The 18,751-nt window shown below is 44.3% G+C and carries 31 protein-coding genes; 28 read left to right on the top strand and 3 right to left on the bottom strand.

Features of this window, described 5'->3' with window-relative positions; translation table 11 throughout:
• Positions 1-151: 151 nt before the first annotated feature.
• The 3 genes from BUB43_RS10495 to BUB43_RS10485 all read right to left on the bottom strand — a co-directional run bounded on the left by BUB43_RS10495 (position 152) and on the right by BUB43_RS10485 (position 1,629).
• Entirely contained in the window at positions 152-385 is a 234-nt protein-coding gene (locus tag BUB43_RS10495) for a helix-turn-helix domain-containing protein (RefSeq protein ID WP_073180919.1), read from the bottom strand.
• Complete coding sequence (locus BUB43_RS10490) at positions 375-722, bottom strand: hypothetical protein (protein ID WP_143154106.1); 348 nt, start codon at positions 720-722, stop codon at positions 375-377. Before BUB43_RS10490 ends, BUB43_RS10495 begins: the two co-directional genes overlap by 11 nt.
• A 127-nt stretch (positions 723-849) precedes the next feature.
• Positions 850-1,629 (bottom strand): S24 family peptidase, encoded by a 780-nt coding sequence (locus BUB43_RS10485; protein WP_073180915.1) that lies wholly within the window; start codon positions 1,627-1,629, stop codon positions 850-852.
• Between the two features lie 124 nt (positions 1,630-1,753).
• Between BUB43_RS10485 and BUB43_RS10480 the strand changes: the two genes are divergently transcribed.
• From BUB43_RS10480 to BUB43_RS10350, 28 genes are all read left to right on the top strand, one after another.
• Positions 1,754-1,990 carry a hypothetical protein gene (locus BUB43_RS10480; protein WP_073180913.1) on the top strand — a complete coding sequence of 79 codons (237 nt, stop codon included), beginning with the start codon at positions 1,754-1,756 and terminating at the stop codon, positions 1,988-1,990.
• A 104-nt stretch (positions 1,991-2,094) separates the two neighbouring features.
• Positions 2,095-2,373, top strand: a complete 279-nt coding sequence (locus BUB43_RS10475) for a hypothetical protein (protein WP_073180912.1) — start codon at positions 2,095-2,097, stop codon at positions 2,371-2,373.
• Complete coding sequence (locus BUB43_RS10470) at positions 2,370-2,549, top strand: hypothetical protein (RefSeq protein ID WP_073180910.1); 180 nt, start codon at positions 2,370-2,372, stop codon at positions 2,547-2,549. The genes BUB43_RS10475 and BUB43_RS10470 overlap by 4 nt, the downstream gene beginning before the upstream one ends.
• An 8-nt stretch (positions 2,550-2,557) precedes the next feature.
• Entirely contained in the window at positions 2,558-2,770 is a 213-nt protein-coding gene (locus BUB43_RS11145; RefSeq protein ID WP_143154105.1) for a hypothetical protein, read from the top strand.
• A 10-nt stretch (positions 2,771-2,780) separates the two neighbouring features.
• Positions 2,781-3,044 (top strand): hypothetical protein, encoded by a 264-nt coding sequence (locus BUB43_RS10465; RefSeq protein WP_073180908.1) that lies wholly within the window; start codon positions 2,781-2,783, stop codon positions 3,042-3,044.
• A gap of 155 nt (positions 3,045-3,199) precedes the next feature.
• Entirely contained in the window at positions 3,200-3,340 is a 141-nt protein-coding gene (locus tag BUB43_RS11310) for a hypothetical protein (protein WP_159430249.1), read from the top strand.
• Positions 3,341-3,344: 4 nt separating this feature from the next.
• Positions 3,345-4,304: an ATP-binding protein gene (locus tag BUB43_RS10455; protein ID WP_073180903.1), complete on the top strand. Its 960-nt coding sequence runs from the start codon at positions 3,345-3,347 to the stop codon at positions 4,302-4,304.
• Positions 4,279-5,040, top strand: coding sequence for a hypothetical protein (locus tag BUB43_RS10450; protein ID WP_073180901.1), 762 nt, complete (start codon positions 4,279-4,281; stop codon positions 5,038-5,040). The genes BUB43_RS10455 and BUB43_RS10450 overlap by 26 nt, the downstream gene beginning before the upstream one ends.
• Positions 5,040-5,486, top strand: a complete 447-nt coding sequence (locus BUB43_RS10445) for a hypothetical protein (protein ID WP_073180899.1) — start codon at positions 5,040-5,042, stop codon at positions 5,484-5,486. Before BUB43_RS10450 ends, BUB43_RS10445 begins: the two co-directional genes overlap by 1 nt.
• A gap of 14 nt (positions 5,487-5,500) precedes the next feature.
• Positions 5,501-5,740, top strand: coding sequence for a hypothetical protein (locus tag BUB43_RS10440; protein ID WP_073180898.1), 240 nt, complete (start codon positions 5,501-5,503; stop codon positions 5,738-5,740).
• Positions 5,721-7,376, top strand: a complete 1,656-nt coding sequence (locus tag BUB43_RS10435; protein WP_073180896.1) for a DEAD/DEAH box helicase — start codon at positions 5,721-5,723, stop codon at positions 7,374-7,376. The genes BUB43_RS10440 and BUB43_RS10435 overlap by 20 nt, the downstream gene beginning before the upstream one ends.
• Before the next feature lie 224 nt (positions 7,377-7,600).
• Positions 7,601-8,227: a hypothetical protein gene (locus tag BUB43_RS10430; protein WP_143154104.1), complete on the top strand. Its 627-nt coding sequence runs from the start codon at positions 7,601-7,603 to the stop codon at positions 8,225-8,227.
• A complete protein-coding gene (locus tag BUB43_RS10425; protein WP_143154103.1) occupies positions 8,130-8,999 on the top strand; it encodes a hypothetical protein in 870 nt (289 codons plus the stop codon). Before BUB43_RS10430 ends, BUB43_RS10425 begins: the two co-directional genes overlap by 98 nt.
• Before the next feature lie 14 nt (positions 9,000-9,013).
• Positions 9,014-9,328 carry a helix-turn-helix domain-containing protein gene (locus BUB43_RS10420; RefSeq protein WP_221404010.1) on the top strand — a complete coding sequence of 105 codons (315 nt, stop codon included), beginning with the start codon at positions 9,014-9,016 and terminating at the stop codon, positions 9,326-9,328.
• Positions 9,325-9,756, top strand: coding sequence for a hypothetical protein (locus BUB43_RS10415; RefSeq protein WP_073180888.1), 432 nt, complete (start codon positions 9,325-9,327; stop codon positions 9,754-9,756). The genes BUB43_RS10420 and BUB43_RS10415 overlap by 4 nt, the downstream gene beginning before the upstream one ends.
• A 16-nt stretch (positions 9,757-9,772) precedes the next feature.
• Complete coding sequence (locus BUB43_RS10410) at positions 9,773-9,958, top strand: hypothetical protein (protein ID WP_073180886.1); 186 nt, start codon at positions 9,773-9,775, stop codon at positions 9,956-9,958.
• An 11-nt stretch (positions 9,959-9,969) separates the two neighbouring features.
• Positions 9,970-10,680, top strand: a complete 711-nt coding sequence (locus BUB43_RS10405) for a hypothetical protein (protein WP_073180885.1) — start codon at positions 9,970-9,972, stop codon at positions 10,678-10,680.
• A gap of 94 nt (positions 10,681-10,774) precedes the next feature.
• The gene (locus tag BUB43_RS10400; protein ID WP_073180883.1) at positions 10,775-11,182 is read left to right on the top strand and encodes a hypothetical protein; all 408 of its coding nucleotides are present in this window, start codon (positions 10,775-10,777) and stop codon (positions 11,180-11,182) included.
• 53 nt (positions 11,183-11,235) lie between these two features.
• Entirely contained in the window at positions 11,236-11,826 is a 591-nt protein-coding gene (locus tag BUB43_RS10395) for a hypothetical protein (protein ID WP_073180881.1), read from the top strand.
• 138 nt (positions 11,827-11,964) lie between these two features.
• Positions 11,965-12,402 carry a RusA family crossover junction endodeoxyribonuclease gene (locus tag BUB43_RS10390; protein ID WP_073180879.1) on the top strand — a complete coding sequence of 146 codons (438 nt, stop codon included), beginning with the start codon at positions 11,965-11,967 and terminating at the stop codon, positions 12,400-12,402.
• Between the two features lie 68 nt (positions 12,403-12,470).
• On the top strand, positions 12,471-12,902 hold the full coding sequence (locus BUB43_RS10385; RefSeq protein ID WP_073180877.1) for a hypothetical protein: 432 nt from the start codon (positions 12,471-12,473) through the stop codon (positions 12,900-12,902).
• Between the two features lie 88 nt (positions 12,903-12,990).
• Entirely contained in the window at positions 12,991-13,908 is a 918-nt protein-coding gene (locus BUB43_RS10380; protein WP_073180875.1) for an amidoligase family protein, read from the top strand.
• Positions 13,909-13,957: 49 nt separating this feature from the next.
• Entirely contained in the window at positions 13,958-14,194 is a 237-nt protein-coding gene (locus tag BUB43_RS10375) for a hypothetical protein (RefSeq protein WP_073180873.1), read from the top strand.
• A 345-nt stretch (positions 14,195-14,539) separates the two neighbouring features.
• The gene (locus BUB43_RS10370) at positions 14,540-16,009 is read left to right on the top strand and encodes a DNA-methyltransferase (RefSeq protein ID WP_073180872.1); all 1,470 of its coding nucleotides are present in this window, start codon (positions 14,540-14,542) and stop codon (positions 16,007-16,009) included.
• Positions 15,978-16,214 carry a hypothetical protein gene (locus tag BUB43_RS10365; protein WP_073180870.1) on the top strand — a complete coding sequence of 79 codons (237 nt, stop codon included), beginning with the start codon at positions 15,978-15,980 and terminating at the stop codon, positions 16,212-16,214. The genes BUB43_RS10370 and BUB43_RS10365 overlap by 32 nt, the downstream gene beginning before the upstream one ends.
• The gene (locus tag BUB43_RS10360; protein WP_073180868.1) at positions 16,214-16,648 is read left to right on the top strand and encodes a hypothetical protein; all 435 of its coding nucleotides are present in this window, start codon (positions 16,214-16,216) and stop codon (positions 16,646-16,648) included. The genes BUB43_RS10365 and BUB43_RS10360 overlap by 1 nt, the downstream gene beginning before the upstream one ends.
• Positions 16,638-17,867 carry a phage terminase large subunit gene (locus BUB43_RS10355; protein ID WP_073180866.1) on the top strand — a complete coding sequence of 410 codons (1,230 nt, stop codon included), beginning with the start codon at positions 16,638-16,640 and terminating at the stop codon, positions 17,865-17,867. Before BUB43_RS10360 ends, BUB43_RS10355 begins: the two co-directional genes overlap by 11 nt.
• A 36-nt stretch (positions 17,868-17,903) precedes the next feature.
• Entirely contained in the window at positions 17,904-18,398 is a 495-nt protein-coding gene (locus BUB43_RS10350; protein WP_073180864.1) for a hypothetical protein, read from the top strand.
• Positions 18,399-18,751: the final 353 nt, after the last annotated feature.

The raw sequence follows: 18,751 nt of genomic DNA, 5'->3' as shown, positions 1-18,751 counted from the left end.
GTGAGCTCGACAGGATTCAAACCTGTAACCTTCTGAGCCGTAATGAATTGTCTACTAATCTCAAAAATGCAAATGATTGAAAATCAACTATTTCCTATTATTTAATTTTTACCGTTTTAGTTAGTTTTTATGTTTGATGTTGACAATAATGTTACCAACGGCAACCGTACATTTTTTCCGACAAACCAAGTATCCAATTGGCGTTGATGTCATATTCTCGGCACGCCTTTTCGATGTGTTCCGCAGAGAATTTCAGCCTTCCGGACTTGATTGCGGAAAGGTGCTGCTTGGATAGGCCTACCGCATCGCAGAACTGCTGTGCGAATCGGATGGTGCCATTGGTTTTGAGAATGGTAATGAGTTCGAGCATTCTCTTATCTGCCATCGTCATCGGATTTTGTTTTTCCAAACAGTAAATCGATTCGCTCACGATTCATATTTCCGGTGTAACCTCTTCTTGAAGAACTTTTATTGACCAGCTGTGTGATTGAAACATAAGATTTTCCGCCAACCTTACTGAAATTGATGTGAAGCTTATCGTTTGGCAGGTCGAGGATTACTGGTTCGATTGGTTCCTCTTCAAGCACTCTAATCAATGTGTTGTAGAGGTTATCGAAAGCGCCATCCACATCTTTGAATGCAAAACTTTTGAATTCGTTCAGTCTGCGGTACTGGTCGTCTAAGTAAACGAACATATATGTATTGCCGGGGCATTTCTTCATTTGTTGAAGAGGTGCCCCGTGTCCGAATTCACCAACTGTGGTGCACTTTAAGTTATTCTTCTGTTCTTTGATTTGACCGAATGCCAATCCAGAGAATAGAAGAGTGGGAATAAATAACTTTTTCATATCATTTTAAATAATTATCGGGTACGATTGGGCGATAGTTTGTAATTCGCCTGAAAATAAAAAGCTGTAAAACATCATCCATCTGCACTTCATAATCGCTGTATTTGGGGTTGTAAGAGTGCAGCACTAACGAATCTGTTGTGATATCGTGCTTTACGATTTGTTTAAGTACGGTGCCTTCCCGGGTAACGATTACGAACAGGTTATTCCTGATTGGTATAGCACCGTTCGGGATGAATTCACGAATGAGAATTTCGCAACCATCGGGGATGCTTTCTTTTCCGCCATTGTCCATACTGTCGCCATCCACACGAACTACGAGGTAATTTCCTTTCTCAAACTCATTTCGGATATATCTCCTTTTAGTATCGGGCAATACATCGGGGTTAGCGCCACCCATTACACCGGCAGCAACGGAAAGATCTTGGAATTCAACCCAAGAATAATCATCCTCTGCAACACTGGACACTGAGTCAACAGGCTTTGAATTAGTGACTTGGAAAAGCCTGTTCATTACGGAAGCTACATCGGGATTCTCTTTTGGAGTTTCTTCCGGGATGTCTTTCCAGAAGAATTCGTCAATACCTTTGTAAAGAAATTCTTTCTTCGGGAATTCTTCAAAAAACTTTTCCTCTAATTCAAACGGGATTTCACCGGAGTTCAGGGCACGGCTGAAATAGGAAGGGTTGTAACCTAAATGCGTTGCAATTTCCGCTTGGTTTTTGAATTTACGCTCCTTCTTTAGGATTTCGATTGTCTTTTTTATTTCGGTCAATCCCATTGTTAGTAACTTGTTAGGTAAAAGTTTAGGTAAAAAATTATAAAATTGTTTACCTTTGTGATATATTTTACTTTCAAATATATAAAAATAAATCAAAAAGTAAACAAATTAATAAAAATTTAATATGGTAGAAGCTGATTATTTATCTCCTACGAAACTTCGACACTTTAAAATGATTGATGAATACAACTTATTGATGAGTATGCCGAACGCCGAGCAGAAAACGGTTTTCAACACTTTGCTATCAAGATATAACGACTATTATAAAAGTTTTGATAGTGTAAAGCAGACATTTGCGAGATTAAAAAAAAATCATCCGGAACGGTTTACACAAAAAGATTTTGCAGCTGGACTTCAATAGTTTGCCAAAAAATTTTACTTTTTAAGGTAAAAAATATGGTAAAATATTTGGTAGATTTTACCTTTTTGTTTACCTTTGTGGAGTAATTAAAAAACAGTCAAACTATGGGACAAATCATCGAGCTGGATTTATCAGCATTCTTTCACAACGGAAAAAGAGAAGTACTTCTTAAAGAGTATATCGAGAAGTGGAGGGAGTTTAAATGGAATAATGGAGGTGAGAAATTTAGACAGCTGCCTGAGGAGGAGCAAAAAGAGATTTCTCGGAGAATTCTAAGGGCTATGGACATTCGCAATTCAATCATATCCGACAGGAAACGCCGTATGGCAGAGGCCGGTGTTTTCGATATGATGTACGGCATTGAAAGAAGTTTCAGGATATGACGGAACAGGAATTAGACCTTCTCTTAGGAGAGGTCAAAACGATAAAGGCTTTTGTCGGTCAGGTCGAGAAAAAGCTGATGGATATCCGGGGCGGCGTGGGAACCGCCCACGGAAATCCGAAAAGGAAAGACCGGGAAGAAATCCGGGCAAAGGCAAGAGAAAGAATGTTCAAATAAAAATACTAATGGATTTACACGAAGAAAGACTACGGCTGGAAAAAGCCGATGAATTACTGGACCTTATCGAGTTAGCGTACAGTCGATTGGAAACGCATAAGGAAAACTATAGAAGGTTTTTCGAGATGCCGAAAATCGCTGCCAAATGCGAACACGATTTCGATATAACCAAACGAGCGATATCGAGATTGGAAAATAGATACAGAAGAATTTACAGATAAATTATAAGATATGAAACCGAAAAAACCAAGAACAGAATTCGAGCAGGCTATCGACAATGCCTTAGAGAAGATGCCGGAAGGTAACAACTTGCTGTTGCTTTCCCGGGAAGCAGATTCAGATAGGCTGATGTCTGCGGTGATGGGGGATGCTAAAAGCATAGCGGCGAACATCCTTCTGGTGATGCAGAACGACGACAATTTCGCAAAGGTAGTTCTTGCCGCTTGCGAAGCTTTTCTGGATTTAAAATCAAGCAAAGATGAAGACGGTATTTAATCTGTTAATAGCGGTTTCCGCATTCTTTCTTATGTGCGAGTGCGAAATTCAGGCAACAACGCCACCAGCGGAAGTGTCTTACACCGACACTATTTTGCTATTCATCATTACTGCGGTTGCGGTGGTTCTAAGACTCTCAATAAATTTTTTAACAAATGACGGTAATAATTGAGATAAAAAATATCGGAGGCATATGGTATGTCAACGGTAAAAGGCTTGGTCACGACGAGCTCACGCACGCCGAAATGCAGGCGCTGGACAATTTCTATAAAGAATTAAAAAACATAAATCCTTAACAAGATGGCATTAATTAAAAAACCAAACGAACTGGAAATCAATCCGTACATCAAGGCACTAATCTATGGGCAAGCCGGTACGGGAAAAACTACACTGGCGCTTTCTGCACCAAAACCGCTGCTGTTCGATTTCGATGGCGGTATTCACAGGGTACACCCTAGTCACAGGGTGGACACGGTGCAAATAAAATCATACCAAGATTTCATCGATGTGCTTGGGGAGGATCTGTCAAGCTATCAAACGCTGGTGATTGATACCGGGGGTAAGATGCTTGACTATATGGCTGACTACATCGTGAAGAATAATCCAAAGATGGGCCGCCCGAACGGAATGCTTACGCTGCAAGGCTACGGTGAGCGAAAAGCGATGTTTACCAACCTAATCAAGAAGGTTGGTATTATGAAGAAGCATATCGTTTTCGTAGCGCATAGGGAAACGAGAACGGAAGGCGATGATACCAGATATGTGCCGCTGTTCGGCGGTTCCAACTACGATTCGCTCGTTACCGAGCTGGATTTGGTAGGTTACATAGAGATGAACGGTACTGAACGCACGATTACTTTCAATCCTACCAGCAGGAACGATGGGAAAAACACCTGCAATCTTCCGGCGGTGATGAAGCTTCCAGTAATCGTAGATGCCGATGGAAATCAGACTGCACCAAATCAGTTCCTTACGAAGCAGGTAATCGAAGCCTACGAGAACCGGTTAAAGCAGTCCGGCGAGGAGCAGGAAAAATACGATGAGGTGATGGAAGAAATCAGAGGCGAAATCAACTTAATCACTGATGCGCCGATGGCAAATGATTTCGTGAAAAGGATTGATGCCTTTGACCACATCGGCAATTCTAAGGCGGTGGCAGGAAAACTTCTAAAGAATAAGGCGGATGAGCTCGGCCTTAAGTTCGATAAAGAAACCAAAAAATACAGTCACAAAGATGTTGCAGAGCCAGCCGAAGTATAATATTTACCCTACGCTTCTGGATGCATTTGCGAGCTATCTCAACAGCTCGCAGGTGTACCAGAAGTACTATGGATTTACCGAGAACCCGCAGATTTCCGAAGAGGAATTTGAACAGAAAAAATTCGGTGAACTTATCGGTAAAATTAACCGCGTTCCGCTTGAAGATAGCTATGCGGCAGACAAGGGAACGATGTTCAATGAGATTATTGACTGCCTCGTGGAAAGAAGGAAGTCTAAGCAAATGCACTTGGTTTCCGATATTGAAAATCACCTCATCGTAGCGCAGTGGAAAGGCATCACCGAAGGTTTCAACATTCACGATTGCAAGACGATTGCAGGTGCGCTCAAGGGTTCGGTTTGCCAAACTTTCCACGAAGGTTTTCTGGAAACAAGATACGGAGTAGTAAGGATGTACGGTTTCACCGATTTCCTTCTGCCTTTCAGGATTGTGGACCTGAAGACCACGAGCAACTATTCAGCATTCAAGTATCGGGAGAACTGGCAACACATCGTTTATCCTTATCTGATGCACTTCAACGGTAATTTCGTCAGCGATTTCACCTACCTGATTTACAAGTGGAAGAAGGATGGAGGGGAAATCTTCGAAGAAGAGTATCGGTATGAGGAGGGCAGGGATCTGCCGTTGCTGGTTGAAATCGTGGAGCAGTTTATTGAGTTTCTGGAAGCTAACAGGGAGGTAATTACTGACGGGAAAATTTTCTGTAAAGCATCCTGATGAGGGAGAAGCTGGAAATTGATGCGGTGGTGTTGGAAGATGGTAATCTTCCGCAGGCGAGCAGGTTTAAAATCAGAAGAGTTTTAGCATCGTTCGCCGGCAAACAAGTAAAAATCATCATCCAGAGAGTTTTCCGGAGGAGAACGAATTCGCAGAACGCTTTCTACTGGGGTTTCATCGTGCCATTCTTTCAGGACTTGTTCTATAGGGAATGGTGCGAGATTCACTCGGCGAAGGACACGCACGAAATCTTGAAGGCTGCGTGCAATTATCGCGAAATCGTGAACATCGCAACTGGAGAGGTATTAAGAGTTCCGATGAGTACCACGGAGCTTTCCACGAAAGGTTGGATGGAGTATGAGCAGAAGCTGGCGCAGCTGGCTATGGATTTTTTCGGCGAGGTATTACCGGAGCCGAACGAGCAATTAAAATTAGAATTTAAATAAAAGTTGGTGGATGTATGACTAAAAAAGGTAGGGAATTCGTGGATTCTTACATCAGCAAAAAAAAACACCACCTGGAAGGAACTATCCAGATGCTCAACAAGGATGTAGTATTTCGAGGTAAAGTGTACGGGAAACAAGGCGACCTCGTCAAAATCATCAGTGTAAATCCACCGGCGCTGACCTTCGAAAATTCCAACGGTCAAAAATTTCCCTGCAACATTAAAGATATTTATAATGCAAATAGTGGAATTTAAAGACAGCTTCCATATCTCAATTCCTTTCAATTACCAAAAAGACAGGAAGCTGGAAGATGTGAAGAAGTTGCCAACAAGACAGTGGAACTTCAAGAAGAAAGTTTGGGAGGTGCCGTTAATCTACCGAGCTGATGTAGAGCGCATAGCGCAAAAATATCGAGCAGAATACATCATCGTGGGAAATGTAGAGCCGGAGCAAATCGGAAACATAGAGCCGATGCCGGAACTAGAGGTTGAGATTCCTATCAAAGCGGAACTTCGCCATTACCAGAAGCAGGGAATCGCAAAAGGTGTTCAGCTGCGCAGATTGCTGAACGGCGACGAGCCGGGACTCGGTAAAACAATTCAATCCATCGGCACAATCATCGGAATCGACAAGGTGCACGGCGGTGCCTTTCCGTGCCTGTGCATCGTGCCTGCATCGCTGAAGATGAACTGGGAACGCGAGTGGAAAAAGTTCAGCGACAAAAAGGTGATGATTCTGAACGACAAGGTGAAGGATAACTGGCAGAACTACTGGCAGCTCGGATTGGCGGATGTGTTCATCGTCAATTACGAGAGCCTTAAGAAATTCTTCGTGAAGAATTATCCCAAGCGAATGAAGAACGCCGGAGATATTGAGATGGATTCGCGCATCGAACTTTTCAAATCCGTAATCGTGGACGAGAGCCACAAGTGCAAATCAACCGCCACGCAACAATCCAAACTTACGCTTAGGATGGCACACGGCAAAGAGAATGTCATTCTACTTTCCGGAACGCCGGTGGTGAATAAGCCAGCCGACCTTTTTCCGCAAATCGCAATTATGAACAGGCTGGAAGATTTCGGAGGAAGGCGAGGTTTCCTTAACCGATACTGCGAAGGTGGCAAAGGTGCATCCAATCTTAAGGAGCTGAATTACCTGCTTAACAAGCACTGCTATTTCCGAAGGGAAAAGAAAGATGTTCTTGACGACCTTCCAGAAAAGGAACGGCAAACGATTATCTGTGAAATTTCGACTCGGGAAACCTACGAGAAGGCGAAGAATGATTTCGTTCGGTTCCTGCGTGATAACGGATGCAACAGCGAAGAAATCAGGCGCAAGCTTCGGGGAGAGATTATGGTGAAGATGGGAGAACTGAAAAGGATTTCCGCAAGAGGAAAGCTGGATGCGGTTTTTGACTTCGTGGACGATATTACGGAAGCCGGAGAAAAAATCATACTGTTCTGCAACCTGCACGAAATCGTTGACGCGTTGAAGGAAAGGTATCCGAAGGCGGTGAGCGTTACGGGCCTATCTTCAATGGATGAGAAGCAGGCGGCGGTTGACAAGTTTCAGGCGGATCCAAACACGAAGATCTTTATTGGAAACATTAAAGCGGCAGGTGTCGGTTTGACGCTTACCGCATCTTCCAGAGTGGCGTTCATCGAGTTCCCGTGGACTTATGCAGACTGCGTGCAGTGCGAGGACAGGGCTCACCGCTTCGGTCAGAAAAACAATGTGATGTGCACCTACTTCCTTGGGAAGGATACGATTGATGAACAGCTATACCAGATGATTCAGTCGAAGCGGCACATTGCGAACACGATATCTGGTGCTACGGATAAAATGGAAATGTCCATCGTGGACAATGTTATGTCTTTGTTTAATAGTTGAGAATGGAGTTAAGCGGTTACTTTTTCAGAAATATTTTGAAGAAAACGAGGAGGAGATTTTCTCTTACGGCTTCCGAGCAGGCGCTTTACCAAGAGCTGGTAGACATCTGTAACGAGGAGTTCTGGAGTCAGTCTTTTCAAGTTTCCAACGGGGAATTAATGAACGCTCTACAGTGTACCGAAAAAAGTTTGCGGTCGTGGAGGCAAAATTTAATCAACGCTGGTTTGATAAAATATCATTCTGGGAAGTCGAAAAGGGCATTTGGTACCTACTCTTTGGTGGTAAATTTTAACGCCAATGAGGATGAAAGTAACATAAAGGGGGTACGATTGGGGGGAAATTTTAACGCCAATCGGGCACCCCAAAGGGAACCCAATCGGGTACCCAAAGAGGCACCCCAATGTAACGACTATTATAAACATAAACAAAAACAAAACAATGTTCTTTTAGAAAAAGAACCAAAAGAGGGAGATTTATCGCAAGACGAATTTTTTGAAATTCTTCAGGATGATTTATCTGGTAAATCTCAAAAAGGAATTTCCAAAAGAAAAAAAGTTGCGCGAAAAAAAGAAAAGGTTTTTGTGGTGCCCGAAGTCGCTGAGGTGCAAGCGTATTGTAACGAACGCAACAACGGGATATCAGCCGAAGCTTTCTGCGCGCATTATCAGAGTAAAGGCTGGGTGATTGGAAAAAACAAGATGAAGGACTGGCAAGCGGCGGTCAGGACCTGGGAACAACGGAGGAAAGAGGAAAATGAAAAACGAGTTACAAAAAACGGAGGAGCCAACGGAAATAAGATTTCTGGGACAAGTGCACTCGCTAACGGCGCGGAATATTTCGAGTTTACCTGACATCGTCAAGCGAGAGATAATGTCGCCGAAGCTGAACGACAGGGAGCTTGGACATTCCGAGCGTAAGAAACTTACGGCGAGGATAATCACGATGCTTGGGGTGAAATTCACGGACGATGCCGAGATGCAGCTTGCCCAAGCTGAATTCGGAACGCTGCTCAGGAGCTACTCGCTAACGGCGCAGGAGGTTATAGAGGCATACCGTATGGCGATAAAAAAAGAGTTGCCGAATGCCGATGGGGAGCCGATTAAGGTTTATCCCAATCTCAGCACCATACAGGCAGGGGAAATACTTTCGGCTTATATCAACTTCAAGGTGGAGAGCGTGGCGCACACGAAGGGCATAGAGAAGTTGCGCGGATTTCTCAAACCGCCAACAGCAGAACCAACCCAGGAGGAGAAGGAAATCGCAAGTAGAAAAATAATCGATAGCGTCCGTGGGGAAGTTTCTGAGCGTGGCAGCAGTGAGAAGGCGTTTTTGATTTACAACTACCTGTGCGAGCGGAAGGAATTTATTCCGTACAGGCGGAAATTTCCGCAGGCATACAACTTTTGCTTTCGGAAGTTCATAGCGAGGGAGAAGGCAAATCCGCTATTACTCACACGGTACGACATCAGGGTGTTGGAACAAGGTCACGACGAACTGGTTCGCAGGTTGTCAGAAGAGCCGAAAACGGTGAAGGTTACCGAGCTGAACGGCTATGTGTACCAGCAGGCGAAGAATTTATTGGTGGTTAAATTTTTAAAAGAAAACGAAGATTTATGTACATAGAAAATCAGCAATCGATGGAAGAGCGGAAGCTGAAAAAACAAGCCGAGAAGGCTTTGGAGATAGCGAAGAGGGTTCAGGAAGAAACTGGAAGGAAGACGGTGTACCTGCGTAAAGGTCAGGTGTTCACATTGAAGCCGAATCCAAAGGTTGATGTGAAGGAGGAAGTGATTAAGGCAATTGAAGCTGGGGAGAGCGTTGGAGCGATAGCGAAGAAGTATGGCGTGAGCAGGACTACGGTTTACAATTACCGGAGAGAGATTGAGGCGGCGAAAGACAGAGCCGTAAAGTACAGTGAATTGAGGTCAAGAATTCAAAAATCAAAGCAATGACAGCGGCAAAATATTTACAGGCACCGGACACGGAGTATGCCAAAAAGATTGGACTTGAAAGGTTGCGCTACGAGCAAAAGCAGAAAGAGCGGAAGCGGAGTCAGATTATGGTAACGCCGGAGAACGAGGCGGAGGTAGGGCACAGATTAACGCAGGCAATTTTAGCTATGAATTATGCTGCATGGCATAACAAACAGCTGGTTAAGAAAGGATTTCTGCCTGCTGATGATGAGACGGCTCGCTATGCGGAATTGCTGGAACGGAAGTTTGAAGCGTTCGAGAAGTTTTTAACGAAGGAGCGGCAGGAACATTACAGGAGCACGAGAATGGAAATGGAAAACCTGTACTGGTATCTTTCGCTGGCGGATGCCGAGGAGATGAACCGCATCGTGAAATTCGTGACAAAATTACTTGAGAGAAGGAAATAACTTAAAAATTTAAATTATGAAATGTTACAGGGTTGATGTGGCGAATGGCTGCTACAAGGGTAGTTACACGGTATGGGCGGACAGCGAGGAGCACGCCATCAGTCTTTTGAAGGCGAAATTCCGGAGGGAAGATGGTGTTTTGAGTTTTACTGCGGCTTACGAGAACTGGCTAGCTACGGAGGTTGACGATGACGAATTTTAAAACCAACTAAAATGAACACGGAAAAACACTTCAAACTAACGGAGGAATCCATAATAAACTCAATGGGGGTAAAACTCTTCAGGATTCAAGCAACCAAAGATTCAATGTATGCAGACGAAGGAGAATTAGGGGGATGGGTTGAGAAAGAAAGAAATCTATCAGACAACGCTTGGGTCGCTGGCAATGCACAAGTATTCGGTAATGCCAAAATTTTAAATAACGCATTGGTTAATGGGGATGCGTTAATTTATGAGAATGCATCAGTCTATGGAGAAGCGAGGGTTTATGGAAGAGCACAAGTATTCGGTAATGCAAAGGTTTGTGGAAACGCAAAGATTTTTGGCAGTGCTTATGTTTTTGACCATGTAATTATCCAAGACGATGCCAAGGTCTTTGATCACGCTGTGGTTAGCGGTTATTCAAGAATCTTAGGAAACGCATGGGTTAATGGAGTTGCGAGTCTTCAAGTAATGTCGTGGATTTCGGGAAACGCCACAATTACATCCAACGATGACTTCTGCAGCTTCCAGAACTTCGGCTCGCACAATCGCACGACGACTTTCTTCAGGGAAGGTGGTGGCAACATAAAGGTCAACTGCGGATGCTTCACGGGTTCTATAGACGAGTTTGAAAAGGAAGTCAGAAAAACGCACGGCGACAATAAGCACGCAAAGGAATACCTCGCCATAATCGAAGTCGCTATAATCAAATTTGGTTTGTAAAAAGTTGTAAATAAAAATGATCATCCAAGAAATCCCCTATCCCTTTAGGGTAGTGGGTAGTTCACATTAACAAACAAAAATTAAATAAAATCAAATGTCAAAAACAGTAAAATTAGATTGGGACGAAGCAAAAGAAATTGCTGCCGTGCTTACGAACACGGAAAATCCAGACGAAGATTATTTAATCACGGAAAATGCACTTGCTGATAAGTGGGGTATTGATATCGATACTTTCCACGAAATAGTGGACGGTATTTTCAGAATGATTGATTTCGGAATTTCACCACTTACGCAAACACCATTTGTTGGAATTTCAAAGGGAAATATGTGGATTGCGAAAAAAGAAGTCAATCAGCAATTCATTCACGCTTTAATTAATTGGGCAACGGAAGGCGAAGACATACCCGAAGGTAGTAAAGGATTTGTACGCACCATCATAAAAGGGAATAAGCCTGAATTTGATATTCAGATTAGCCGTTCAAAAGTTGATACTGTTTCATAGCCTTGCCAATAACTGAGAACAAAATTTAATATTTCACCGAAAAATCAATAAAAATGGAAACAATAGTATATTATCACATCAACAGTTCGCAAATTGCTTATAAGAAAGATATCAAAGATGATGGTTATTGGATTGAAGAAACCTACGATGACAAAGGAAACCAGTTAACTTTAAAAGATTCTGAAGGTTTCTGGACTGAAGAAACCTATAACGATACTGGAAATCGATTAACCTACAAAGACGCTGACGGATTTTGGATTGAATCTACTTATAATGACAAAGGAAACTTATTAACTTATAAAGATTATAGTGGGTTTTGGTCTGAGCGAACATATGACGAGAATGGAAACCGACTGACTTATAAAGATTCTAACGGTTGTTGGGATGAACGAACCTATGACGAGGACGGCAATATGTTAACGTTCAAAAATTCTGTTGGGTTTTGGGACGAACGAACCTACGATGACGAAGGAAATGAACTAACGTTCAAAAATTCTGCTGGCATTTTTCTAGTGAAAGGTAAAAGAGTATCAGAAGAAGAATTTGAAGCGTTCACAAAGGATTCTAAAAATCCGTTATTGAGAGAAATCGCTGAATTAGAAAAGCAATTAAACGAACTAAAACAGCAGGTGAAAAACCAATAAACGCAGGATAACACAAATTCCTGCGGTTGATTCCGAAAAAGTTACAAATTATGAGAAAGCAAGATTTTAAAGACATTCCTGTGGAAAAGGAAGTAGTAGAAGTGGATTTAATCGGAAACATCCACGAATAATTAACCAATGAAACACATCAGCATAACGATTCTCGGCGAGCCGAAGCCCAAGCAGTCCGCACGATTCGCAGTCCGAAACGGAAAGATTCACAAATACCAATCCGAAACCGTTACCAACCACGAGCGCAACCTCGCCTACGATGCAAAGTCCCAACTGCCGCCAAACTTCAAGCCCTTCACGGGCCCGGTCAGAGTGGATGCAACCTTCGTTTTTCCGCCGCTAAAATCGTTCAGCAAGACGAAAATCCGGAAAATAGAAAACGGGGAAGTCTTCTTCAAAGACACCAAGCCAGACCTTCAAGACAACCTCTTCAAGCTCACGGCTGACTCACTGGAAGGCATAGTCTATCTGAACGATTCGCAAATAAGCGAAGTGCACAGCAGGAAGATATACGGCACGGTGCCGAGAATCGAGCTGAAATTCACGGAGTTAATTAACAGTTAAAAATTACTACCGCATCAAACAAAGCGGTAGTTTAGCCATAGTTTTAAATCTTTAACATTATGCCAAATATGTCCTATTGCAGGTTCCAGAACACACTTCAGGACCTGCGTGACTGCCAAGATGCAATCGAAAACGAAGGAATCGCCAGCCTTTCGGTCGATGAGAAGAACGCCTACCAGAGAATGTTGGAGGTGATGCAGGAAATGCTTAACTTTGATGAAGAATGCTACATAGAGGAAATGGAGGAGCGACTGCATAATTTCCTAAGCCGATTTCCGGAAGATGCCGAGAGCTGGGCGGATGCCAACGACGAGATTCAAGACCTCTCACGAATCGTTCGGGAGCTTCGTTACGACGACAGTATCGAGCCGCTGAACTTCAGGGATTTCAAGACGCCTTCGGAGTGGAACACCACCGCGCGGAACTTCATCATCCACCACTACTACAGATTGGACACGGAACGCCGCGAAATCGTGGACCGCATTGTCAGTGCTAAGTAATTGCTAATTAAGAGTTAATCTTTTGAAATGACTTGCCCTGTTTACTACAACGCTTTATCTTAGATATGTAATTAAAAATCAGGGAATTATGACGCTTCAAGAGATTCTAAACAGCAATCTGAACAAGACTCAAAAAGCTTACAAACTGTATGAGCTTGGATTCACGAGACGAGATGTTGCACACTACATCACGAATGGGAATTATGGATTCGCCCATAACATCTGGAAAAAATGGATGAGCCAGAGAGGTCCGGAAATCGTAAACCTTCCGTTCGAATTCACCTTCGAGAGAACATTCGGAATCGAGCTGGAAGTTTACGGTGCCAGCAGGGAAGACATCGTCAGAGAGATGAACAGGGTGGGAATCAACATTCAGTTCGAAGGTTACAACCACCTTACGAGAGACCACTGGAAGATCGTTACTGATTCTTCAATCCGGGGTGGCAACGGAAATGAAATCGTATCGCCGGTGCTTCGGGGAACTGACGGACTGGAGCAAATCAAGAAGGTTTGCCAAGCTCTCAACAGGGCGAAAGCAAAGGTGAATAAGTCTTGCGGATTTCACCTTCACATCGGTGTAAACGATTTCCTTCCGGAGAACTTCAAGAGCCTGTGCAAATCCTTCGTGAATCTTGAAGGCGAGTTTGATAAAATTCAGCCTGTGTCCAGAAGAGGAAATAACAACCAGTACTGCAGGAATCTTTCATCGGTGGGAGACAACATCAAGCGGAGGATTCAGAACACTGGCAGCTTTGAAGGTATCAGGAGGCTTTTCCTCAGCAGGTATTTCAAGCTGAATCTGCAAAGCGTGCTTCGTTATGGCACGGTGGAATTCCGCCACCATTCAGGCACGACGACTTACTCGAAAATCAAAAACTGGATTCTCATCTGTATGCGATTGGTGGACTACGCCAAGCAGAACGGTGAAACCGATAACTTTAATGCATTCTTAAATGAAAGTTTACTTGACTACACGGCGGACAGGGCTATCGACCTCAGCGCCTAAACTAATCAGAAAGATAGGGAGATTGGTAAGATTTCCCTATCTTTACACAATGAAAATAAGATTCACTTGCAACGGTGAAATCATTGACGCCGCAGATTATGGCGACATCGTAACGCAGATGCGAATTAACGCACCGCACGCTATGGCAGCTGACAACCACGAGTATATGATAGGCTACGCCCAGCGTGCCGTAGCACTCACCAACGAAGATATCAGAGCCACCAACGAACAGGAATTCATCCGAGACCTTGTAAGGCTTAGGCATATCGAAATCGTAAACCAATAACGGATTGTAGAGGATTGCTCCCTCAGTTTTTTAATTACACCAGCCACCTGATAATACGGGTGGCATTTTTTGTTCCCAAAAAACAGAAAAAGTAAAGAGTAAGTATTACTTCACAATTACTTTTTGTAAGAGTGTGCAGAAGACCATATCAATGAAGGGATTTGAAAGTAAACGAATAGTTTACCAACAGATCAAAAGTAAACTAATAGTTTACCAACCCATCAAAAGTAAACGAATGGTTTACCAACCCATCAAAAGTAAACGAATGGTTTACTAATCTTATGTAATAGGAATTTTAATGTAAACTAATAGTTTACTATTTTTGTTGCAAAATTATGCCTATAAATGCAGACTCAAGAAATCAGAAGCCGAATTCTCAAGACCGAGAACATCCGCTGGCGTGAACTGGAATTCATCCAAGATGAGAATTTCAAGGAATGGATTGACGATGGCGACGAGAAGCTCATCAATTCCATTTTGCAGTATCAGTTCGTTGATCCGTTCAAGGTTTGGGAGCACGAAGGAAAAATCTACTGCTTGGATGGGAAGCACAGAACGCTGGATTTGGAACGCTTGGTTCAGCTCGGTCACGAAGTGCCAGAAGAATTGCCAGCAACATTCATCGACTGCGCCTGCGTTGAAGAAGCGGCGGAGTTGGTATTGGTTTACTCATCAGCGTACGCAAAGATTACCCAGCAGGGATTGTTTGATTTCGTGGAGAAATTCAATCTGGACATTCCGAGCATCGGTGAACGGATATCAATTCCAGAATTTTCGATGCCGAGATTTGAACAGAAGTTTGACTTGTTCGATGTTGAGAGTGCCGAGGAAGAGGAAGTCTATGTTTTGGACAAGGACTGCATCGTTAAAGCTGGCGACCTTTTCGAAATCAACGGGCACCGCATCCTGTGTGATTCCTTCAAAAATTCCGAAGCCGTTGCACAGCTTATGGGCGGTGATCTGGCGCGGATTGTGAATTGCGATCCGCCATATAATCTACCTGCGGATTTCTTCACGAACACGACGACCAAGCGGCACAAGGATTTTGCCGAAGGTTCGGGAGAGATGAATGATGAGGAGTTTGCGGAATTCCTAGCCAGCATAATGAAGGCATCGGTGGAAAATTCGGTGCCCGGAGCGATTCACTACATCTTCATGGATTTCAGACACGCTTGGCATATGACTGAAGCAGCGAGAAGGGTTTACGGCAATCCTCAGCCGAAGCAGGTTTGCGTTTGGGCGAAAGACCTAATGGCGAACGGTTCTTTCTATCGAGCACAGCACGAGTTATGCTTCATATTTTCAGACGAGAGAGCGAAGGCGCTGTGGAACAAGGATTTGCTGGATAACGGCGGAGAATTTTACAAAGACAACAGCGAGTGGTGCTACATCTTCAAGAACGGGGATTCAGCGAAGCACCTTTCACACCTCGAACTGCAAGACCGCATAAGAACCAATGTCTGGAAATATCCGAGTGCCATTTCAAGAGCGAATCCCGATAGGTTTGAATTGAAGAACCATCCAACGCCGAAGCCGGTGGTGATGATTGCCGATGCGATTTTGGACACGACCAATCCCGGAGACATAGTGATTGACTGGTTCCTTGGTTCGGGAACGGCGTTAATCGCCTGTGAGCACACCCAGAGACTTGGAAGATTTACCGAAGTTGAGCCGGTTTATGTGCAGGGATGCATATTGCGGTATTTAAACTACTGCGAGAAGCGAGGGATAAATGTTAATTTTAGCCACTTAAACGGCAATTTAACATTTGAAGATTTTGAAAATGAACGAATCAAACTACCAAGCGCTGATTGAGATGAGAGACCAGATAGTTAAATATCTCGAGAGCGAGAAGAGCATAAACGAAGATGCCTTGGTGGCATACGAATCACCGATTGCTGATGTTTCCGAGACAATTCGCGAGATGAGGGAGCGCGAAGCCATCAAGCTTCGTGACAGAATTTACGAACTTAAAAGACACATCGAGGTAATCAAGAGGATGTACCCGAATGAGACATAATGCAGAAAGCGACGAAAATAGAGAGTGAGAAGCGGTTAATTCAGGTGCAGTATTGGATTATCGATGGCGTTCAGGACGGGGTTATTCTTCAGCAGATGCAGACGCAGTGGAAAATCAAGATTCGTCAGGCACGGAATTACCTGCGTGAAGCCTACCAGCGTTGGAAGTCGGACGAGAACATCACTGTAGAGCTGAAGCGGGCCGCCAAGATTGCCGAGCTGAAGCAGCTCAAGCGTTCGCTAAAGGAGAACTACAAGGGCACGCCTATGGGAATCCGAGCGATTATGGATGTAGAAAAGGAAATCATCAAGCTGGAGAACATCACGCCGCCCAAGAAGGTGGAAGTTACTGGTGCTGATGGCGGAGCCCTGCAGGTTGATACAACGCTAAAAGCGGTAGAGGTTTACGAAATTCCGCCACCAGATGAGCAATGAAAAGGCACAAATCGGACTGCTTCGACACCAGAAGCAGTTTTTGTTTTCGCAATCGCGGCACACCGGACTAATCGGTGGCTACGGTTCGGGCAAGTCATTTGCCGGAATTTTCAAGGCCGTAATGATGAAGCTTCGCTATCCGGGAATCGATGTTGCGTATTATCTTCCGACATACGGGCTGATTCGGGATATCGCCTTTCCGAAGTTTTCGCAAATCTTCAACGACATCGGGATGGCTTTCAAACTGAACAGGTCGGATAAGGAATTCGTCACGCCGCTTGGCAGAATCATTCTGCGTTCAATGGACAATCCTTCATCCATCGTAGGTTACGAGGTGGGTTATTCGCTGATAGACGAAACGGACATACTTCCTGCCAACAAGATGGAAGAAGTGTTTGCGATGATAATAGCTCGTAATCGTTTGAAGCTGCCGAATGGCGAAATCAACAAGACTGATGTAGTGGGAACGCCTGAAGGTTTCAAGTGGGCCTATAAATTCTTCGTGAAGGAATCTTCGGCGGATCGGGTAATCATCCGCGCAAAGACAGCCGATAATCCTTTCCTGCCGCCCAACTACATTGATACTCTTAGAGCCACATACACGGAACAGCAGCTTGCGGCATATCTGAACGGCGAATTCGTCAATCTTACATCGGGAACGGTTTACAGGAATTACGACCGCTTCCTCAACGGCACGGACAGAACGATTCAGCCGAAGGATGTTCTGCACATCGGCATGGACTTCAATGTCACGAAGATGAACGCCATAGTTCATGTCAAGGATGGCGAGATTATTTCCGCTGTTGATGAGATTGTGAACGCCTACGATACGCAGGAACTCTGCGAGTTAATCAAGACTAAGTATTTCGGTCACAAGGTTATTGTTTACCCAGATGCGTCTGGTGCGAACAGAAAGACCACAGGCAAATCCGACCACGATGTTATTCGTTCTTACGGTTTCGTGGTTCGTTCCGGGAAGCAGAATCCAGCGGTGCGAGACAGGGTTACGCGGATGAACTTGGCATTCAAGAATCAGGAAGGCATCGCCACATATTTTGTGAACGACGACCAGTGCCCGAACTATGCGGAAGCCTTGGAGAAGCAGACTTACAAGAACGGCGAGCCTGATAAATCTTCGGGATATGACCACCCTACGGAAGCGGCGGGCTATTTTATTTACAATCAGGAAAGAACGAAGATTGCCTACAAGATTTCGTGAGATAAAAGTAAACGAATAGTTTATTAATTTTGCATTGTGACAATCGAGGAGAAAATCAAGAGGTTTGGCAAGCGGTCGGATTCCATTGGCGGATTTAGAAGCAAGCCGCTGATTGAGCTGCCGTACGGCTTGGTGCGGGTTGAATTGCCGAGAATAGAGGATGCCAACGATCAGGTGGTTGCGGTGATGAAGAGCCAGCATCCCGCGTTTGACATTGAGAAGTTTAGCGGAAACGAGATTACCTATTTCCTGTTGTGGTTGAATGACGAGGTAGAGAAGATTGCCGAGCTGGAGGAGAGGTTTTTATCTTCCGATCCCGAGCCGGCAATGCTTGCAGCTGGAGTTCAGCGGCTGAACGAGTTCGGAGCCTACGCAACGGTGGATTCTCTTGCCGGGGGAGATATTCTGAAGCACGAAGCGATAATGCAGTTGCCGTATTATGCGGTCTACCAGAAGCTGAAGCTTGACAAGGTGAACAGGGAAATAGAGAAGGATTACCACAATATAATTGCGGGTAAGGCTAAAAGATAACTTGGTAAGGGCGGTAGCGTTTCATTCCTTGTGCCGTTGTCTCGCGGCTGGGTTAGACACAGATGATCTGCGTGGGTGGCTGCCGCCTGATAAGGAATTAACGCCCAAGAGCATCAGGGACGCGGTCACTGCGAGAGTGTGACGAAAGCGGGGGAATGTTCCAAGGCTGGCGACTAGGTCCAAAACCAAGTGGGCGGGTTCGATTCCTGCTCCCTGCGCTAAAAGCTAATAATATGCACAGAAAGCTGTTAGCGGAATTCCTTTTGGCTGTATGCGCAATAGGAGCTCTGGCGCTAATAATCTGGAAAATAATTAACGAGGTGATGTATGAGAATACCGGCTGTTTTTAAAAA

Origin of the sequence: Cruoricaptor ignavus (assembly GCF_900141665.1) — a bacterium.
Taxonomy (GTDB): Bacteria; Bacteroidota; Bacteroidia; order Flavobacteriales; family Weeksellaceae; genus Cruoricaptor; species Cruoricaptor ignavus.
The sequence above is the reverse complement of the archived record's forward strand: the minus strand, read 5'-3'. Positions and strand labels throughout refer to the sequence as shown.